Raw genomic sequence first — 17,106 nt, 5'->3', positions numbered from 1 at the left:
TTTTGGCCGCCCGGTGGCCGGAAAGCGCCGATGGCACGGCCGGAAGCGCGAGGTGCCGCCCCCGCCCGTCGCCGGCGGCCACCGGGTGGTGCGGGCGGGGGCCCTGAGTGCTGGTCAGTGACATCCGGAAGTGATCGAACATTGTCAGGATCATGAAAATCGTGTTCATGAGTTCTCAAAGGGGTAACACAACTGATGAACAGTCATGCATACGGTTTCGGTAATGAATCGGCCATTCCGTGGCATGCATCTGTCATTAACGAGTCGTTTGCTGCCACGATTCCTGCGGCTGCAGACGAGGGGGCCCCACCCCCCGGTGCAGCTGACCAGTTCAGGCGAAGCGCGTCCCAAACCTGCAACGACTTGTGAGCACCGCAACCGCACCCCCGTCGCACACCGAGGGCGGGGGCCCCCACTGCGCCGCAACCCTGCGGCCCAGGTTTCTCTCCACCGCGTGCGAACCCGCACCGGTCGGAAAAGGAGTCCGCATGTCCCGTTACGCTCACGCCCGGAAGGCCGCGGTTGTCATGGCCGCCACCACCGCGCTGCTGGTGACCGGCATACCGGTCATCGCGCAGGCCGCGACGCCCGACGCCCCGTCCGCCGTCGCCACCGCGCAGTCGGCCCGGGCCGCGCTGATCGCCTCCGCGAACCAGCAGTCCGCGTCCTTCGCCCAGGCCCTGGGCCTGAGCAGCCAGGAGAAGCTGGTCACCAAGGACGTCGTCCAGGACACCAACGGCGGCCGCCACCTGCGCTACGAGCGCACCTACGCCGGGCTCCCGGTGCTCGGCGGCGACCTGATCGTCCACCAGGACGCCGCGGGCGCCACCAAGAGCGTGACCAAGGCCAGCGAGGCCAACCTCAGCGGCGTCGACACCACGCCGGCCCAGGCCGCGCCGAAGGCCCAGGCCGCCGCGCTCGCCGCCGAGCAGGGCGCCGCCGTCGACACCGCGCCGCGCCTGGTCGTCTGGGCCGCCGACGGCACCCCGAAGCTCGCCTGGGAGACCGTCGTCTCCGGCCGCGAGTCCGACGGCACCCCGAGCAAGCTGCACGTGGTCACCGACGCCACGACCGGCGACGTGCTCAGCAAGGCCGACGGCATCAAGCGCGGCTCCGGCAACGGCGTGTTCGTCGGCAACGTGCAGCTGACCACCGCCCAGAGCGGCTCGACCTACTCGCTGAAGGACGCCACCCGCGGCGGCCAGTACACCACCGACATGAAGAACGGCACCTCCGGCAACGGCACGCTGTTCAGCAAGTCGAGCGACACCTGGGGCAACGGCCAGGCCAGCAACCGCGAGTCCGCCGCCGTGGACGCCCAGTACGGCGCGGCCGCCACCTGGGACTTCTACAAGAACACCTTCGGCCGCAACGGCATCCGCAACGACGGCGTCGGCGCCATGAGCCGGGCCCACTACGACACCGGCTACGTCAACGCGTTCTGGGACGACAGCTGCTTCTGCATGACCTACGGCGACGGCTCGGGCGACACCCACCCGCTGACCGAACTCGACGTCTCCGGCCACGAGATGAGCCACGGCGTCACCTCGGCCACCGCCAACCTGAACTACTCGGGCGAGTCCGGCGGCCTCAACGAGGCCACCTCGGACATCTTCGGCTCGATGGTCGAGTTCTACGCCAACCTGCCCGCCGACAACCCGGACTACCTGATCGGCGAGCTGATCGACATCAACGGCAACGGCACGCCGCTGCGCTACATGGACAAGCCGTCCAAGGACGGCACCTCCGCCGACTCCTGGTACTCGGGCGTCGGCAACCTGGACGTGCACTACTCGTCCGGTGTCGCCAACCACTTCTTCTACCTGCTGGCCGAGGGCAGCGGCGCCAAGGTGATCAACGGCGTCAGCTACAACAGCCCGACGGCCAACAACATCACCGTCACCGGCATCGGCCGGGACAAGGCGCAGCAGGTCTGGTACAAGGCGCTGACCGCGTACATGACCTCCACCACCAACTACGCGGCCGCCCGGACCGCGACCCTGAACGCGGCCACCGACCTGTACGGCGCGAACAGCGCCGAGTACAACGCGGTCGCCACCGCCTGGGCCGCCGTCAACGTCGGCTCGCTGCCCAACCCGGGCGGCATCACCGTCACCAGCCCGGGCAACCAGTCCACCGCGGTCGGCGGTGCGGTGAACCTCCAGATCAAGGCCTCCGGTGGTACGGCGCCGCTGTCCTACAGTGCCTCCGGGCTGCCGGCGGGGTTGGCGATCAACGCTTCCACGGGTGCGATCACGGGTGCCGCGACGACGGCGGGTTCGTCGAGCGTGACGGTGACGGTGACGGACTCGGCGGGCAAGTCGGGTACGGCGAGCTTCACGTGGACCGTGACGGGTGGTGGCGGTGGCACCTGCACGCCGGCGCAGCTGCTGGGCAACCAGGGCTTCGAGACGGGTTCGGCGGCGCCGTGGACGACCAGCTCCGGTGTGGTGGACAACAGCTCCTCGCAGGCGGCGCACGGTGGTTCGTGGAAGGCGTGGCTGAACGGCTACGGTTCCTCGCACACCGACACGCTGTCGCAGACGGTGACGATTCCGGCGGGCTGCAAGGCGACGCTGAGTTTCTGGCTGCACATCGACACCGCGGAGTCGGGCAGCACCGCGTACGACAAGCTGGCCGTGTCGGTGAACGGCACCACGCTGAAGACGTACTCCAACGCGGACGCCGCGGCCGGGTACCAGCAGCGCACCTTCGACCTCTCGTCCTACGCGGGCCAGACGGTCACCCTGAAGTTCACCGGCACCGAGGACGCCTCGCTGCAGACGAGCTTCGTGATCGACGACACCTCCGTCCAGACCGGCTGAGGCCGGACCGGGTCCTCGCGGGCCCGGTGAACCAGGACAGGTGAGGGGCCCGGCGGCTACGGCTGCCGGGCCCTTGTCGTGCGGGTGAGCCCAGCCGTGCAGAAACGTTCCTCCCAGGCCCTTGACGCTCTCTCCTGGCGGCCCTAGGTTCAGCGCTGCAAGTTTCCGGCAAGTTACAGAAACTTCCTGCATAGCTCAACCTCCGGCTGCCCCACCCCAGCCACCCCCCAGGAGACGACGTGGTCACCACCGCCCCCACCCGCCGGACCGCCCGCGCGGCCGGCGCGCTCGCCGCCTCGGCGGCCCTGGCGCTCTCGCTCGCCACCTCCCTCGGCGCCCCCGCCGCCCAGGCCGCCCCACCCGCCGACAACGGCAAGGACGTCACCGCCACCCTCTTCGAGTGGCGCTTCGACTCGGTCGCCCAGGCCTGCACCTCGACGCTCGGCCCGAAGGGCTACGGCTTCGTCGAGGTCTCGCCGCCCCAGGAACACATCCAGGGCCCGCAGTGGTGGACCTCCTACCAGCCGGTCAGCTACCGGATCGCCGGGCGCCTCGGCGACCGGGCGTCCTTCAAGGCCATGGTCGACACCTGCCACGCCGCCGGGGTCAAGGTCATCGCCGACGCGGTCGTCAACCACATGTCGGCCGGCTCCGGCACCGGCACCGGCGGCACCGCGTACACCAAGTACACCTACCCCGGCACCTACCAGGACCAGGACTTCCACTCCTGCCGCCAGCCGATCACCAACTACCAGGACCGCTCCAACGTGCAGAACTGCGAGCTGGTCAACCTCGCGGACCTCGACACCGGCAGCGCGTACGTCCAGCAGACCATCGCCCGCTACCTGGACGACCTGGGCTCCCTCGGCGTCGACGGCTACCGGATCGACGCCGCCAAGCACATCGCCGCCGGCGACCTCGCCGCGATCAAGGCGAAGACGGCCAACCCCAAGGCCTACTGGGTGCAGGAGGTCATCTACGGCGCCGGCGAACCGATCCAGCCCACCGAGTACACCGGCACCGGCGATGTCGACGAGTTCCGCGTCGGCACCGACCTCAAGCGGATGTTCACCAGCGACAAGCTCGCCAACCTGGCCGGCTGGGGCGCCTCCTGGGGCTACCTGCCGAGCGGCCAGGCACGCTCCTTCGTCGACAACTGGGACACCGAGCGTAACGGCTCCACCCTCAACTACACCTACGGCAACACCTACACGCTGGCCAACGTCTTCCTGCTCGCCTCGCCGTACGGCGCGCCCAACGTCTACTCCGGCTACGCCTTCACCAACAACGACGCCGGCCCGCCCAACGGCGGCACCGTCAACGCCTGCTACCAGGACGGCTGGAACTGCACCCACGCCTGGCGGCAGATCGCCAACATGGTCGGCTTCCGCAACGCCGTCGCGGGCACCGGCGTGACCAACTGGTGGTCCGACGGCAGCAACGCGATCGCCTTCGGCCGCGGCAACAAGGGCTACGTCGCGCTCAACCACGAGAGCGGCCCGATCACCCGGACGTTCCAGACCGGGCTCGCGGCCGGCACCTACTGCGACGTCCAGCACGGCGACCCGCAGCCGGGCGGCGGCTGCACCGGCCCGACCTACCAGGTGGGCGCCAACGGGCAGTTCACCGCGACGGTCGGCGCGGGCGACGCGATCGCGCTGTACGTCCCGGGCGGGGCGGCCAGCACCTCCGGCGCCTCGTTCAACGTCAACGCGACCACCGTCAACGGCCAGAACGTCTCCGTGGTCGGCGACATCGCCGCGCTCGGCGGCTGGGACCCGGCCAAGGCGCTGCCGCTCTCCTCGGCCGGCTACCCGGTCTGGTCGCTGTCGCTCGCGCTGCCGGTCGGCACGGCCTTCCAGTACAAGTACGTCCGCAAGGACGCGAGCGGCGCGGTGACCTGGGAATCCGGGGCCAACCGGACGGCGACCGCGCCGGCCTCGGGACTGGTCACCCTGAACGACACCTGGCGGCCGTAGCGGCCGTGGCGGAGGTGGCTTCGCCGGCGTTCCTCGGCGCGGTCGTAGCGTCCTCGGTGCCCGTGGCGCCTCCGCGCCGCCCTGGGACCCTCGTCAGCCTGGCCTGACGGGGGTCCCTCGTGCGGGTGGCCGCGCCGGGTTAAACCTCGGCTGGCGCGGTGACGCTGACACCATCGCGGGATGAGAGCCACCCCCCTCGTCCTCGACCTCGAACTGTGCGGCGGCCGCTGGGACGGCCACCGCAAGCGCGTCAACGCCGATGCCCCGCCGCCCGCGCTGCGGATGCTGCTCCGGGCCCGCCTGCCCGCCGCCGAGAGCGGCGAGTACTGGCCGACCACCAGCGTCTACCGGCTGCACGAGGACGGCGGCCCGCTCCGCTACCGCTACTCGCACGACGAGTGACCGCCGCAGGGCGCCGAACTCCCTGCCCGGGAAGCGAGGTTGGGTTAGGGTGAGGATATGGTTGCAAACTGCAAGGAAGAAGTGGCCGTGAACGAACCGGAGTTCGTCAGCGCTCCCGCCCTGATTCTTCAGTCCCTCGCCGCCGACCCCGACCGACGGGCCATCACCACCGCCGACGGCATCGAGCTCACCGCCGGCGACTTCGCCGCCGCCACCTACCGCCTCGCCCACGAGCTCATCGCCCGCGGGGTGGTGCGCGGTGACACCGTGACCCTGCTCACGGGCAACACCGCCGAGGCGCTGAGCGGCCGCTACGCGGCAGGCCTCGCGGGGGCACGGGTGGTGAACCTCTACGACGGCATGAGCGCCTCGACACTGGCCGAGATCGCGACGAGCGTCGACACCGCCGTCCTGCTGGTGGACGCCGAACGGTACCCGGTGGCCGCCGAATTGCTCCCCCTGGTCGACGTGCCGACCGTCCTCACCCTGGGCCCGGGCCCGGCCGCGATCGGTCCGGACGTGATCGGTCCGGACGTGATCGGTCCGGACGCGATCGCCGCCTCCGCCCACCGGCCCGCCGAGCCGCCGGCCGTCCGGGTCGGCCCGGACGACGACTGGGGCATCCGGCACACCGGCGGGACCACCGGAATCCCGAAGGGCATCCGGAGCCTGCACGGCGCCTACCGGATGGTCTTCGACGCCCCCGGCCGCACGGGCGGCGACGAGTCCGGCCGTACGGCCGGCGACGCGCCCCGCTTCCTCGCCGCCACCTCGCTCGCCCACCTCGCCGGGCTCCTCTCCGACCTGACGCTCCACCACGGTGGTTCGGTCGTCCTCCAGCGGTCCTTCGACCCCGGCGACGTGCTGGCCGCGATCGAGCGCGAGCGCATCACCGACCTCTGGGTGCTGCCGCCGCTGCTCTACCAACTGCTCGACCACCCGGCGATCGGCCGCACCGACCTGTCCAGCCTGCGCCGGGTCTCGTACGGCGGCTGCGCGGCCTCGCCCACCCGGGTGCGCGAGGCGCTCAAGGTGTTCGGGCCGGTCCTGGTGAGCGGCTACGGGCAGTCGGAGGCGCAGAACATCTGCATGCTCGCCCCGCACGAGCACGACCGGGTCGGGAGCGGCGGCCAGATCTCGGTCGGGCGGCCCATCCCGGGCGTCGAGGTGGTGATCCGGTCCGCCGACGGCACCGAGCTGCCGACGGGGGAGCAGGGCGAGATCCACGTCCGCTCGGCCACCGTCATGGCCGGGTACTGGAAGCGGCCCGATCTGACCGCCGAGGTGCTGCACGACGGCTGGCTGCACACCGGCGACATCGGCTACCTCGACGCGGACGGCTACCTCTACCTGGCCGACCGGCTCAAGGACAAGATCATCGTGGTCGGCGGGCACGTCTACCCGTCCGAGGTGGAGGACCTCCTCCTCACCCACCCGGCGATCGCGCAGTGCGCGGTCTTCGGCGTGCGCGACGCACAGGAGGCGGAGCACGTCCACGTCGCCGTCGTCGCCGCGCCGGGGCAGCGGCCGGAACTGGACGAGGTCCGCGCGTTCGTCACGACCCACAAGGGGCGGATCTACGCGCCGGAAGCCCTGCACCTCGTGGACGGGATCCCGCTGACGTCGGTCGGCAAGCCGGACAAGAAGCGGCTGCGCGAGGCCGTGGCGGGCTGACGGCGGGAGCTGCGAAGGGCGCGCACCAGGGGGTGTCCGGCGCCGGCGCGGCCCGGAGCAAGATCCGCCGCCCTAGCCCCGCCCGACGTACGGCATGGCGGTCGCCATCACGGTGGCGAACTGCACGTTGGCCTCCAGCGGCAGCTCGGCCATGTGCCGGACGGTGCGCGCCACGTCGGCCACGTCCATGGTCGGCTCGACCGCGATCCGCCCGTCCGCCTGCCGCACCCCGGCGCTCATCGCGGCCGTCATGTCGGTCGCCGCGTTGCCGATGTCGATCTGCCCGCAGGCGATCCGGTACGGGCGGCCGTCCAGCGACAGCGACCTGGTCAGCCCGGTGACCGCGTGCTTGGTCGCGGTGTACGCGATCGAGTGCGGGCGCGGGACGTGCGCCGAGATCGAGCCGTTGTTGATGATCCGGCCGCCCTGCGGCTCCTGCGCCTTCATCTGCCGGAACGCGGCCCGGGCGCAGAGGAACGCCCCGGTCAGGTTGAGGTCGACCACCGCCCGCCAGGCCTCGACCTCCAGGTCCTCCACCGGCACGGCCGCGCCGAAGGTGCCGGCGTTGTTGAACAGCAGGTCCACCCGGCCGAAGCGCTCGGCGGCCCCGGCGAACAGCGCGTCCACCGCCGCCGGGTCGGTGACGTCGGTCGGCACCACCGCGGCCGGCGTGCCGCCCAGCCGGGCGGTCTCCCGCAGCGGCTCGGCCCGCCGGCCGGCCAGCACCAGGCGCCAGCCGGCCGCGGCCAGTTCGACCGCCACGGCCCGGCCGACGCCGCTCCCGGCTCCGGTGACGACGGCGATCTGCTGGGGCATGGCGTTCTCCTGGGTCTGCTCGGGTCGGGCCCGTCGGGTCGGGCCCGTCGGTCGGGCCCGTCGGGTCGGGTCCGTCGGTCGGGTCCGTCGGGTCGGGTCTGCTCGGGTCGGGTCCGTCGCGGTCGGGGCCGCTGGGGTCGGGGCCGCTGGGGTCGGGGCCGCTGGGGTCGGGCCGGTTCCGCCTGGCCGGTGGTCCACCGGGGGCCGGTCGCTCCGGGTGTGAGCCGATCGTTCCGGATGCGGGGGCCGCCGTCACTGGTCGAAGGCCCCAAAATCCGCGCCCCCGGGCAGGCCGGAGACTGTGTTCCCCGCCGTCCGGCCCCCGCCGACCGGGGGGAGTGGTGAAGACCTTTACCTGATCGCGAACAAACATTGGATTCCCGGTGGCCGCCGCGCAACCGGGCCACCCCGGCCCACGTCATAAGATCGCAGGAAGGCGCACCACCGCGAGGGAGGGCGCGCCGCCACCCCGGGGACCGCGCCAGTGCCGCGCCCCCGGTCTGTCCGGCCCCACCGGGGGGCCACAGCCCGGTCAGACGGATCGGGCGTGACATCGGTCGGAGAGTCCTCACCGTGCTTAGGCAGTCGTCCCGTTCCCGCACCGTCCTGACCGGCGCCGCCGTGCTCGCCCTGGCCGCCTCGCTGGCGGCCTGCGGGAGTTCCGGCGGCGCGAAGGGGGGCGGCGCCCCGGGTGCGACCGGTACCACCGCCGCGGGCGGGTCGCCCAGCGCCGGTGGCGGCGGCACGCCCGCGCCCGCCACCGCAGCGCCCGCGGCCGCCACCGGGAAGGTGCTGATGCCCACCGGTCCGGCCGCCACCCTGAGCAAGGCCCGGGACACCTCCGCCGGTCCGATCATGGTGACCACGGTGACCGGCGCGAAGTCCGGCGTCTCCGGCAAGGTCTGGGTCTGGCTGCCGCCCGAGTACAACGACCCCAAGTACGCCAAGACCGGCTTCCCGGTGCTCACCCTCTTCGCGGGCGGCCAGAGCAACGGCTACAACACCTGGACCGACAACCAGCTGCCGATCCAGGAGGAGAACGAGCAACTGGTCAAGGCAGGCAAGTCCCACCCGTTCATCATGATCATGCCGGTGCAGAACTTCAACAGCGACGAGCACAACGCGCTGGACTGCTCCGACATCCCGGGCCAGCCCAAGATGGGCACCTGGATGTCCCAGGACCTCCCGGACTTCGTCCGCGCCAACTTCCGCACCGTGAAGGGCCGCGACGGCTGGGGCGTGATGGGCGCCTCCACCGGCGGCTTCTGCAGCGCCAAGCTCGCCCTCCAGCACCCGGACGTCTACAAGGCCGCCGTCCCGATCGACGGCTACTACGTTCCCGACTCGGGGCTGTGGAAGGGCCACGACGCCGAGCGGCAGGCCAACAACCCCGACGTGCTGGTCGCCGAGGGCAAGGCCGACGTGAAGATGCTGGTCACCGCGGGCGGCGCCAACCCGTACGAGACCAAGCTGGTCAAGGGCTGGGTCGCCAAGGCCGTCCCGCCGGTGTCGCTCGAGTACTACGAGCAGCCCGGGGGCAAGCACCTGACCTCGGACTTCAAGAAGATGATCCCGGACACGCTGCAGTGGTTCACCAAGAACCTGGCGGGCCCGGCGGCCGACTGATCCCAGCCGCACGGCCACCACCCGTGCGACGACCCGCACGGCCGCCCGTACGACGACCCGCACGCCGTGGGGCCCGGGGCCCCCCCCGCCCCCCGCCCCCCGGGGGGGGGGCCCCCCGCCCCGCCGCCCCCCCCCCCCCCCCCCCGCGGGGGGCCGGGGCCCCCCCGCGCCCCGGGCCCCACGGCGTTTCGGGCCCACGGCGTCTCGGCAGCGTCCGGGGACCGGGGCGGGTGATCGCGGACGGCGCTCGCGCAGCGCCGTTTCCCCCGCGGACATGCCTGTGACCTGCGCGTCAATCGGACATTGATTCACTTTTGATCGACTGTGAGCACCTTGGATGGGGCCGCTCCACCGGCTGGCCCCGCCCGCCCCACGACGTCGTGAAGAGAGTGCCATGCCGATCCATCTCCTGCCCCAGCCGTCCCCTTCCGTGCCCGAGCAGGCGGAGTCCGGGGCCGACACCCGGGGCGCGGCCGCGTCCGTGCGGGCCGTCGGCGAGGAGCCCGCGACGGCCCGCTTCGCCGGACTGCGGCTGGTGCACGCCGCGCTGCGCCGGGACCTCGCCCGGCTGCCCAACGCCCTGCGCCTGCTCCAGCCCGGCGAGGACGACGCGGGCGAGGCGCTGCTGCGGCACTGGAGCTTCGTGACCGCGATGCTGACCTGCCACCACGAGCAGCAGGACACCCGGATCTGGCCGATCGTGCGCCGCTTCGCCCCCGAGCTGCGGCTGCTGCTCAACTGGCTGGAGGCGGACCACCACAACCTCGACCACTCGTTCACCCGGGTCACCACGCTGGTCCGGATCGCCAGCCGGGACACCGGCAGCGCCTGGCCGGTGGCGTACGCGATGGAGGACCTGGCGGCCCGGCTGGAGACGCACCTGCGGATCGAGGAGCGCCAGTTGCTGCCCCGGATGGAGCGGGTGGTCCCGGAGGGCTCCCGGCTCGGCGGCCTGGGCGAGTTGATGGACCTGCTGCGCTCGGCGGACGGCCCGGGTGCGGCGGACGCGCTGGCCTGGCTGCTGGAGGGCGTGGAACCGGCGTTGGTCGAGCAGCTGTTGGCCGAGTGCGACGACGACGTGGCCCGCAACTGGCCGCACTGGCAGGCCACCTACCAGCGCTGCACGGCGCCGCTGTGGGGCCCGGCCGCCGGGTTGGGCAGCGGGTCGGGCAGCGGACTGGGCAGTGTCGCCGACTGACCGCCGGTCCTTTTCGCGGCCCGTCGATCTACGCGCGTGGCATACCCCTGAGGCATATGCCGAGCCTCCCCGGAAACGGATCGCGCAGCTCCAACTCACGTCGCCCCCTAGGGGATTCGACCCATCGCCCTCGGGGTCGCGGTCGTTCGGGCGCTCCGGGGCCGGCCAGGGGGCGCGTACCGCCGACGGCCGATGGCGGGGCGCGTCCGGCCGCCTACCGTCGACGCCATGACCACAGCGAGCACACCGCACTCCCGCCGAACCCCGGCCCGGCGCCGCTTCAGGCCCGCCGTCCGCCGTCCGGCGCTCCTCGCCGCCGGCGCCGTCCTGGCACTCGGCGCCGGACTGACCGCCTGCGAGGGCGGCGTCGCGCTCTGCCTCGACGACGACAGCTGCGACGTCGTCGTCCGCACCGACGACGCCGACGCCTCCAAGACCCTCCAGGTCTTCGGCGGCGACCGCACCGTGAAGATGACGGTCGGCCACATCACCGACAGCACGGTCGAGGTGGCGGTCGGCGACGACCGGCAGACCGTCGGCAAGGACGCCGAGACCGCCGTCGGCCAGGCGAAGGTCACCCTGCGCAAGGCGAACAAGGACGACCGCTACGCCGAACTGCGCGTCACCCGCGGCTGACACCGCCCGCCCGCCCGACGCCTCCCCGACGCTCACCCGCGCCCTGCCCGCGTCCCACCTGGGACTCCCCGGCGCCTACTCCGGCAAGCGGTTGAGCCACTCCAACGGAGCGACCCGGATCGCCGTGTGCGGCGAGCCGTCCCACTCCACCGGGAGCCCGACCGCCTCCAACGCGGCCACCACCGCCCGCCCGACCTCGCCCGTCCGCCGCTCCGACACCTCGGTGGCCTCCCCCTCCGCGTGGAACCCGCCGTAGCGCAGCATCAGGCCCTGCCCGTCGGCCGCCGTCTCGGTGTCCTGCTGGTGGAAGAAGACGAAGCCGCGCGAACCCTCGTCGGCCTCGCCGCCGATCTCCGCGTAGCCGCAGCCGGCGCAGCAGGTGAAGTCCATCGCCGCGACGACGCCCTCCTCCTCCAGTGCGTCGAAGGCCGCCGCCAGCCGGTCCACGTCCGTGGTCGCGGGCCAGGAGGCCTGTTCGGCCAGCCGTTCGTCCCACAGCGGAGCGACGATCCGCTCCGCCTCCTCCTGCGTCAGTCCCTGGTCGTCGAGGACCTCGACCAGGGACTCGGCTATCTCGGCTGGCTCCTGGAAGCCGCACCGGATCAACTCGCGGGCCCGCTCGCGGGCTTCGCGCAGTACCTCGGGGGTGGGGGCCGTCTCCTGGGTCATGCCCGCATCCTTGCACCCACCTCTGACAGCGCCCCCCTCCGCCGGTCGCCAGCGGTACCGTCCGCCGGTGGCCTCCCTCCTCCAACCCCGCCGATCACCCGGCTGCCGACCGCCGAACACCGCTACCCGGACCGGCTCGAACACACCGTCGTGCCCCGGCAGATCGGCTCCGCCATCGAGGAGTTCCGGGACGGGCCGCCACGGCAGCGGCCGCCACGGCAGTTCCCGCACTGACCGGCCGGGGGTGCGGCTCAGTCCGAGGCGAGCCGGAACTCCAGGTTCCCGAACCGGACCTGGTCGCCCGGCCGGACCCGCACCCCGCCCGCGATCCGGCGCCCGTTCACATGCGTGCCGTTGGTCGAGCCGAGGTCGTACAGCACCCAGCCGCCGCCCTCGCGCCGCAGTTCGGCGTGCTGCCGGGACACCGAGGCGTCGTGCAGCCGCAGCCCAGAGCCGGGGATCCGACCGATCGTCAACTGCCCGGCCCCGGTCTCCGGCAGGCTCAGCCCGGGCAGCCGTTCGGTGCGCCAGGCCCGGCGCAGCCGGTCCCCGAACGCCGAGACCCGGCCGACCGTCCGCAGCAGGAAGCGCTCGACCGGGTTCCCGGTCGGCAGCCCGGTCATCGCCTCGTCCAACTCGCCCCGGCTGGTGGCGTGCAGGACGATCTCCATCCGGCCGAGGAAGGTGTCGTGCGACAGCCGTCCGCTGCCCGCACCGTCCCTGAGCACCCCGAGCGCCTGGTCCCGTTCGGCGTCGGACGGGCGGACCGCGCCGGAGGGCCGGACGGCGCCGGTGCGGAACTCAGGAGACGTCATGGCCCGATTGTCGGTTCGGCCGGCTCGGACTGTCCAGATCACGCCGGGTGCCGGCGTGCGGTGAGTACGTCACTGCACTCCAGACGCCCGGTGTCCCACCGCGGTTCCGGGCGTCCAGGTGGCCGGGCGTCCGGGTGGTCGGGTGGTCGGGTGGTCGGTGGCCAGGGGGCCGGTGCGCGGGGTCAGCCCTTCCGGGCGGCCGCCAGGATCTTCTCGGTGGTGTGCAGGAACCGGGAGGTGACCGCACCCCGGTAGGCCTTGCCGAACAGTTCCCCGCTGACCCACTTGCCGTCCCGCAGGTGGACCACCACGTACGCGGCACCCGGATCGGCGCCGACCACCTCGTGGTCGCCCTTCGGCGAGGTGTGGGGGACGGCGAGGCCGGCGGGCAGCGGCTCGGAGAGGAAGGCGACGACCAGCCGGACGTCGGGCGTCACCTCGATCCCCTTGAACGGCTCGGCGGCGAGCAGCGCGGCCACCTCGTCGACCGTCCGCAGCAGCGTCGGCACCGGGTAGCCGAGGGACCGCTCCAGGTGCTCCTCGATGCGCCGGGTGAGGGCGGCGCGGTCCGGCTCGTCGGTGGTGAAGAAGACGTTGCCGCTCTGGATGTAGGAGCGCACGCCCCCGAGCCCCAACTCGGCGAAGAGCGCCCGCAGCCGCTCCATCTTCACGGTCCGGCCGCCGACGTTGACGGCCCGCAGGAACGCGATGTACGTGGTCGTGGTGGTCACCCCGCCAGTCTGGCACCGGGCGCCGGCCACCGACGCCCGGCGGTTGTCGGTGCCCGGTGCCAGACTGGCGCCATGGTCACCTGGCAGGATTTCGAGCAGCAGGCACCCGACCTGGCGCCCCTCGTGCGGGCCCGGTTCGAGGCCGCGAAGCACCACGTCCTGGCGACGCTGCGCAAGGACGGTTCGCCCCGGGTGAGCGGTACGGAGGTCGACTTCGTCGGAGCCGACCTGATGCTCGGGTCGATGTACGGCTCGGCCAAGGCACGCGACCTCCAGCGGGACGGCCGCTTCGCGCTGCACGCCCACCCGGGGGACGAGACCATGGCCGGCGGGGACTCCAAGGTCTCCGGCCGCGCGGTCGAGATCACCGACGAGGCCGAACTGTCCGCCTACGCGGCCGATCTGCCCGAGCCGCCGCCGACCGCCTTCCACGCCTTCCGGCTGGACTTGGAGCAGGTGGTGCACACCACCGTGGAGGGCGGCCACCTGTGGGTCCTCAACTGGCACCCGGGCCGGCCGGTGCAGCGGATCCAAGTGCACTGACCGGCCCCGGCACGACGTCCCTACGGCCGCCCTGACAGCAGTCCCTACGGCAGTCCTGACGGCAGTCCTACGGCAGGACGGATTTGACGGCCTCGGGGGTCCGGGCCACGAGGGCGTGGCCGTCGTCCGCGGTGATGATCGGGCGCTGGATCAGGATCGGGTGCTCGGCCATCGCCGCGATCCAGCGCGCCCGGTCCGCCGGCTCCCGGGACCACTTCCGCATCCCCAGGTCCTTGGCCACCTGCTCGTCGATGCGGGTGATGTCCCACGGCTCCAGGCCCAGCCGCTCCAGCACCTGCTCCAGCTCGGCCGCGGTCGGTGGATCCTCCAGGTAACGCCGTACGGTGTACTTGGCCCCGGCGGCGGTCAGCTGGCCGAGCGCCGACCGACACTTGCCGCAGCGCGGGTTGATCCAGATCTCCATACCGGCAACCCTACCGAGCCGCCCGCCGGCCGGGCGCCAACCCGCCCGGCCCGGCACCCCGGCCGCACGCGCACCCGGGTCGCCGCCGGCCCGGCACCCGGCCCGGCCCGGTACCCCGAACGGGTGGGAACTCCGCTGCACCCGCCAGTGGTTCACGAACCAGGAACGTGGCCTCTGGGAGGGGAACACCGGATGGACGGCGCGGCGATCATCGAGCAACTGCTGACCAGCGAGGGCCGGGCCGACCCGTACCCGCTGTACGCGCGGGCACACGCGCTGGGCACGGCGGCGCCCGCCGGGCCGGACACCTTCCTGGTGGCCGGCCACGCCGCGGCCGACAAGGTGCTGCGCACCCCCGCCTTCGCCGTCGCGACGGCCGACATGATGGCGGAGCTGACCCCGGACTTCGCCGAGCACCCGTCGCTGGCGCTGTTCGGCCGCTCGATCCTGCAGCGCAACGCGCCCGACCACCCCCGGGTCCGCTCGCTGATCGCCTCGGTGTTCACCGCCCGCCGGGTGGCCGCGCTGCGCCCGGCGGTGGAGGCGGCGGTCGACCGGCTGCTGGACGAGATGGCCGAGCAGGGCGCCGATGGCTCTCCGGTGGACTTCATGGACGCCTTCGCCTTCCGGCTGCCGGTCGGGGTGATCTGCGAACTGCTCGGCGTCCCCGAGCGGGACCGCTACCGCTTCCGCGACCTCGCCTCCGACCTCACCGTCGCCCTGGAGTTCATCAACGACCGCTCCGAGCTCACCGAGGCCGACGAGGCCGCCGACGAGCTGGCCGGCTACTTCACCGCGCTGGCCGCCGAACGCCTCGTCCGCCCGCAGGACGACCTGGTCACCGACCTGGCCAGGATCGCCGCCGACGACCCGGAGCGGCTCCCCGCCAGGGAGCTGCTGGCCAACCTGGTGCTGCTGCTGGTGGCCGGTTTCGAGACCACCACCAACCTGCTCGGCAACGGCCTGGCCCTGCTGTTCCGCCACCCGGAGGCGGCCGCCGGGCTGCGCAGCGGTGCGATCACCCCGGCCGGTTTCACCGACGAGGTGCTGCGCTTCGACTCCCCGGTCCAGCTCACCTCCCGGGTGGCGCTGGCCGAGGGCCTGGCCGTCGACGGCCTGCCCGTGCCGGTCGGCAACGTGGCGCTCCTGCTGCTCGGCGCGGCCAACCACGACCCGGCCCGCTACGACCGCCCGGAGGTGTTCGACCCGGCCCGCCGCGACAGCCAGCCGCTGAGCTTCGGCGGCGGCCCGCACTACTGCCTGGGCGCCCAGCTGGCCCGGCTGGAGGCCGAGGTCGCGGTGCCGGCCCTGCTCGCCCGCTTCCCCCGGCTCGCCCCGGGCGGCGTGCCCACCCGGCGGGACCGCCTGGTCCTGCGCGGCTTCGAGACCCTGCCGGTGACCGTCCGCTGATCACCGCCCGCTGGCCCGGCCGCCGACCTGCCCGCCGGTCCGTCCGCCGACCGGGGCCTTCGTCACCGTCCGCCGGCCGGTCCTGACACCGCGCTTCCGGGCCCGGGCGCCCCCGGAAACCGGGACGTTCGGCCGTTCGTGGGCGAGTCCTCCGTAGGAGAGCATGGAGGGACGAACCGGTCATACCGGACCGGTCGGCCAGGAGGTCTCCACCGTGCCCGTAGCACCCCGCCCGCCGCATCCGGCGGCCGTGGAACCCCGGGCACCGCGCTGGGTGCCCTGGCTCCCGGTGCTCCTGCTGCTGCTCGACCTGGCCGCCGAGGCGATCGTCCCGGACGCGGTCGCGGCCGGCTTCCTGCTGACCGCGCTGCCCGTGGTGGCGGCGTTCAGCTACGGCCCGGCGCTGACCGCCGCCACCACGGTCGGCGCCCTGGCGCTGCAACTGGTGCTGGCCATGCGGGCGGGCCACATCAACGAGCAGCACCACGTCTGGGTCTACATCGCCACGCTGCTCTCCGGGGTGATGGGCACCGCCCTGTCCTGGCAGCGGACCCGGCAGAACCGCACCCTGCTGCACGCCCGTACCGTCGCCGAGACCCTGCAGCGCACCGTGCTGCGCCCGGTGCCCGACCGGGCGGGCGGCCTGCGGGTGGCCGGCCTCTACCGCCCGGCCCAGGCCGAGGTCCTGGTCGGCGGCGACCTGTACGAGGTGTGCGACACCCGTTTCGGCGTCCGGGTGCTGCTCGGCGACGTGCGCGGCAAGGGTCTCGGCGCGGTCCGTACGGTGGCCGACGTGCTCGGCGCCTTCCGGGCGACCGCGCACGACACCCCCGACCTGGTCGACCTCGCCGACCAGCTGGACCGCGCCGTCCTGCGCGACGCCGCCGACCGGGGCGACGACGAACTGTTCGTCACCGCCGTCCTGTTGCAGTACCGGCCGGGCTCCGACTGCGTGGAGATCGTCAACCGGGGCCACACCACCCCGCTGCTGGTCACCGACCACACCATCACCCCGGTGTCCTGCGCGGACGAACTCCCGCTCGGCCTCGGCCACCTCGGGCCCCCTGACGAGCGCGGCAAGCCGACCGTCATCGCCCTGCCCCCGGGCCACACCGTCCTGCTCTACACCGACGGCGTGAGCGAGGCCCGCGACGTCACCGGCGCCTTCTACCCGCTGGCCCCCCGCCTGGCCGCCCTCGGCACCACCGCGCCCGACCGGCTGGTCTCCTTCCTGGCCCAGGACGTCCACGAGTACGCCGGCCTGCTCGCCGACGACCTCGCCGTCCTGGCGCTCACTCCGGAGCGCCCGTAGGCCTTCCCCGGTACTCCCGCCGCCGTGGCGCCGCCCGCCTCCAGCA

General features: G+C 73.1%; 15 protein-coding genes. 10 read left to right on the top strand and 5 right to left on the bottom strand.

Going from position 1 to position 17,106, the window contains the following annotated elements; all coding sequences use genetic code 11:
• Window positions 1-488 precede the first annotated feature (488 nt).
• From ACIPLC_RS03555 to ACIPLC_RS03540, 4 genes are all read left to right on the top strand, one after another.
• Window positions 489-2,825 carry a M4 family metallopeptidase gene (locus ACIPLC_RS03555; protein ID WP_400470705.1) on the top strand — a complete coding sequence of 779 codons (2,337 nt, stop codon included), beginning with the start codon at window positions 489-491 and terminating at the stop codon, window positions 2,823-2,825.
• 239 nt (window positions 2,826-3,064) lie between these two features.
• Window positions 3,065-4,804, top strand: a complete 1,740-nt coding sequence (locus ACIPLC_RS03550; RefSeq protein ID WP_400470703.1) for a carbohydrate-binding module family 20 domain-containing protein — start codon at window positions 3,065-3,067, stop codon at window positions 4,802-4,804.
• Window positions 4,805-4,984: 180 nt separating this feature from the next.
• On the top strand, window positions 4,985-5,206 hold the full coding sequence (locus ACIPLC_RS03545) for a hypothetical protein (RefSeq protein ID WP_400470701.1): 222 nt from the start codon (window positions 4,985-4,987) through the stop codon (window positions 5,204-5,206).
• A 57-nt stretch (window positions 5,207-5,263) separates the two neighbouring features.
• Window positions 5,264-6,880, top strand: coding sequence for an AMP-binding protein (locus ACIPLC_RS03540; RefSeq protein WP_400470699.1), 1,617 nt, complete (start codon window positions 5,264-5,266; stop codon window positions 6,878-6,880).
• 72 nt (window positions 6,881-6,952) lie between these two features.
• On the opposite strand, the gene ACIPLC_RS03535 is transcribed toward ACIPLC_RS03540, so the two are convergent.
• Window positions 6,953-7,696: an SDR family oxidoreductase gene (locus ACIPLC_RS03535; RefSeq protein WP_400470698.1), complete on the bottom strand. Its 744-nt coding sequence runs from the start codon at window positions 7,694-7,696 to the stop codon at window positions 6,953-6,955.
• A gap of 573 nt (window positions 7,697-8,269) precedes the next feature.
• Here ACIPLC_RS03535 and ACIPLC_RS03530 point away from each other — a divergent pair.
• From ACIPLC_RS03530 to ACIPLC_RS03520, 3 genes are all read left to right on the top strand, one after another.
• Window positions 8,270-9,322, top strand: a complete 1,053-nt coding sequence (locus ACIPLC_RS03530) for an alpha/beta hydrolase (RefSeq protein ID WP_400470696.1) — start codon at window positions 8,270-8,272, stop codon at window positions 9,320-9,322.
• A gap of 394 nt (window positions 9,323-9,716) precedes the next feature.
• Window positions 9,717-10,520 carry a hemerythrin domain-containing protein gene (locus tag ACIPLC_RS03525; RefSeq protein ID WP_400470694.1) on the top strand — a complete coding sequence of 268 codons (804 nt, stop codon included), beginning with the start codon at window positions 9,717-9,719 and terminating at the stop codon, window positions 10,518-10,520.
• A 228-nt stretch (window positions 10,521-10,748) separates the two neighbouring features.
• On the top strand, window positions 10,749-11,156 hold the full coding sequence (locus tag ACIPLC_RS03520) for a hypothetical protein (protein ID WP_400470693.1): 408 nt from the start codon (window positions 10,749-10,751) through the stop codon (window positions 11,154-11,156).
• A gap of 75 nt (window positions 11,157-11,231) precedes the next feature.
• Here the strand turns inward: ACIPLC_RS03520 and ACIPLC_RS03515 are convergent, their stop codons facing one another.
• From ACIPLC_RS03515 to ACIPLC_RS03505, 3 genes are all read right to left on the bottom strand, one after another.
• On the bottom strand, window positions 11,232-11,825 hold the full coding sequence (locus ACIPLC_RS03515; protein WP_400470691.1) for a DUF6891 domain-containing protein: 594 nt from the start codon (window positions 11,823-11,825) through the stop codon (window positions 11,232-11,234).
• Between the two features lie 251 nt (window positions 11,826-12,076).
• On the bottom strand, window positions 12,077-12,640 hold the full coding sequence (locus ACIPLC_RS03510; RefSeq protein WP_400470689.1) for an FHA domain-containing protein: 564 nt from the start codon (window positions 12,638-12,640) through the stop codon (window positions 12,077-12,079).
• A gap of 182 nt (window positions 12,641-12,822) precedes the next feature.
• Window positions 12,823-13,371 carry a DUF1697 domain-containing protein gene (locus ACIPLC_RS03505; protein ID WP_400470687.1) on the bottom strand — a complete coding sequence of 183 codons (549 nt, stop codon included), beginning with the start codon at window positions 13,369-13,371 and terminating at the stop codon, window positions 12,823-12,825.
• Window positions 13,372-13,443: 72 nt separating this feature from the next.
• On the opposite strand from ACIPLC_RS03505, the gene ACIPLC_RS03500 reads away from it, so the two are divergent.
• The gene (locus ACIPLC_RS03500) at window positions 13,444-13,914 is read left to right on the top strand and encodes a pyridoxamine 5'-phosphate oxidase family protein (protein WP_400470685.1); all 471 of its coding nucleotides are present in this window, start codon (window positions 13,444-13,446) and stop codon (window positions 13,912-13,914) included.
• 67 nt (window positions 13,915-13,981) lie between these two features.
• On the opposite strand, the gene ACIPLC_RS03495 is transcribed toward ACIPLC_RS03500, so the two are convergent.
• On the bottom strand, window positions 13,982-14,338 hold the full coding sequence (locus ACIPLC_RS03495; RefSeq protein ID WP_400470683.1) for an arsenate reductase family protein: 357 nt from the start codon (window positions 14,336-14,338) through the stop codon (window positions 13,982-13,984).
• Window positions 14,339-14,530: 192 nt separating this feature from the next.
• On the opposite strand from ACIPLC_RS03495, the gene ACIPLC_RS03490 reads away from it, so the two are divergent.
• Both ACIPLC_RS03490 and ACIPLC_RS03485 read left to right on the top strand, forming a co-directional pair.
• Window positions 14,531-15,748 carry a cytochrome P450 gene (locus ACIPLC_RS03490; RefSeq protein WP_400470681.1) on the top strand — a complete coding sequence of 406 codons (1,218 nt, stop codon included), beginning with the start codon at window positions 14,531-14,533 and terminating at the stop codon, window positions 15,746-15,748.
• Window positions 15,749-15,962: 214 nt separating this feature from the next.
• Window positions 15,963-17,060: a PP2C family protein-serine/threonine phosphatase gene (locus ACIPLC_RS03485; RefSeq protein WP_400470679.1), complete on the top strand. Its 1,098-nt coding sequence runs from the start codon at window positions 15,963-15,965 to the stop codon at window positions 17,058-17,060.
• Window positions 17,061-17,106: the final 46 nt, after the last annotated feature.

Source organism: Kitasatospora sp. NPDC086801 (assembly GCF_044745805.1).
Classification (GTDB): domain Bacteria; phylum Actinomycetota; class Actinomycetes; order Streptomycetales; family Streptomycetaceae; genus Kitasatospora.
The sequence above is the reverse complement of the archived record's forward strand: the minus strand, read 5'-3'. Positions and strand labels throughout refer to the sequence as shown.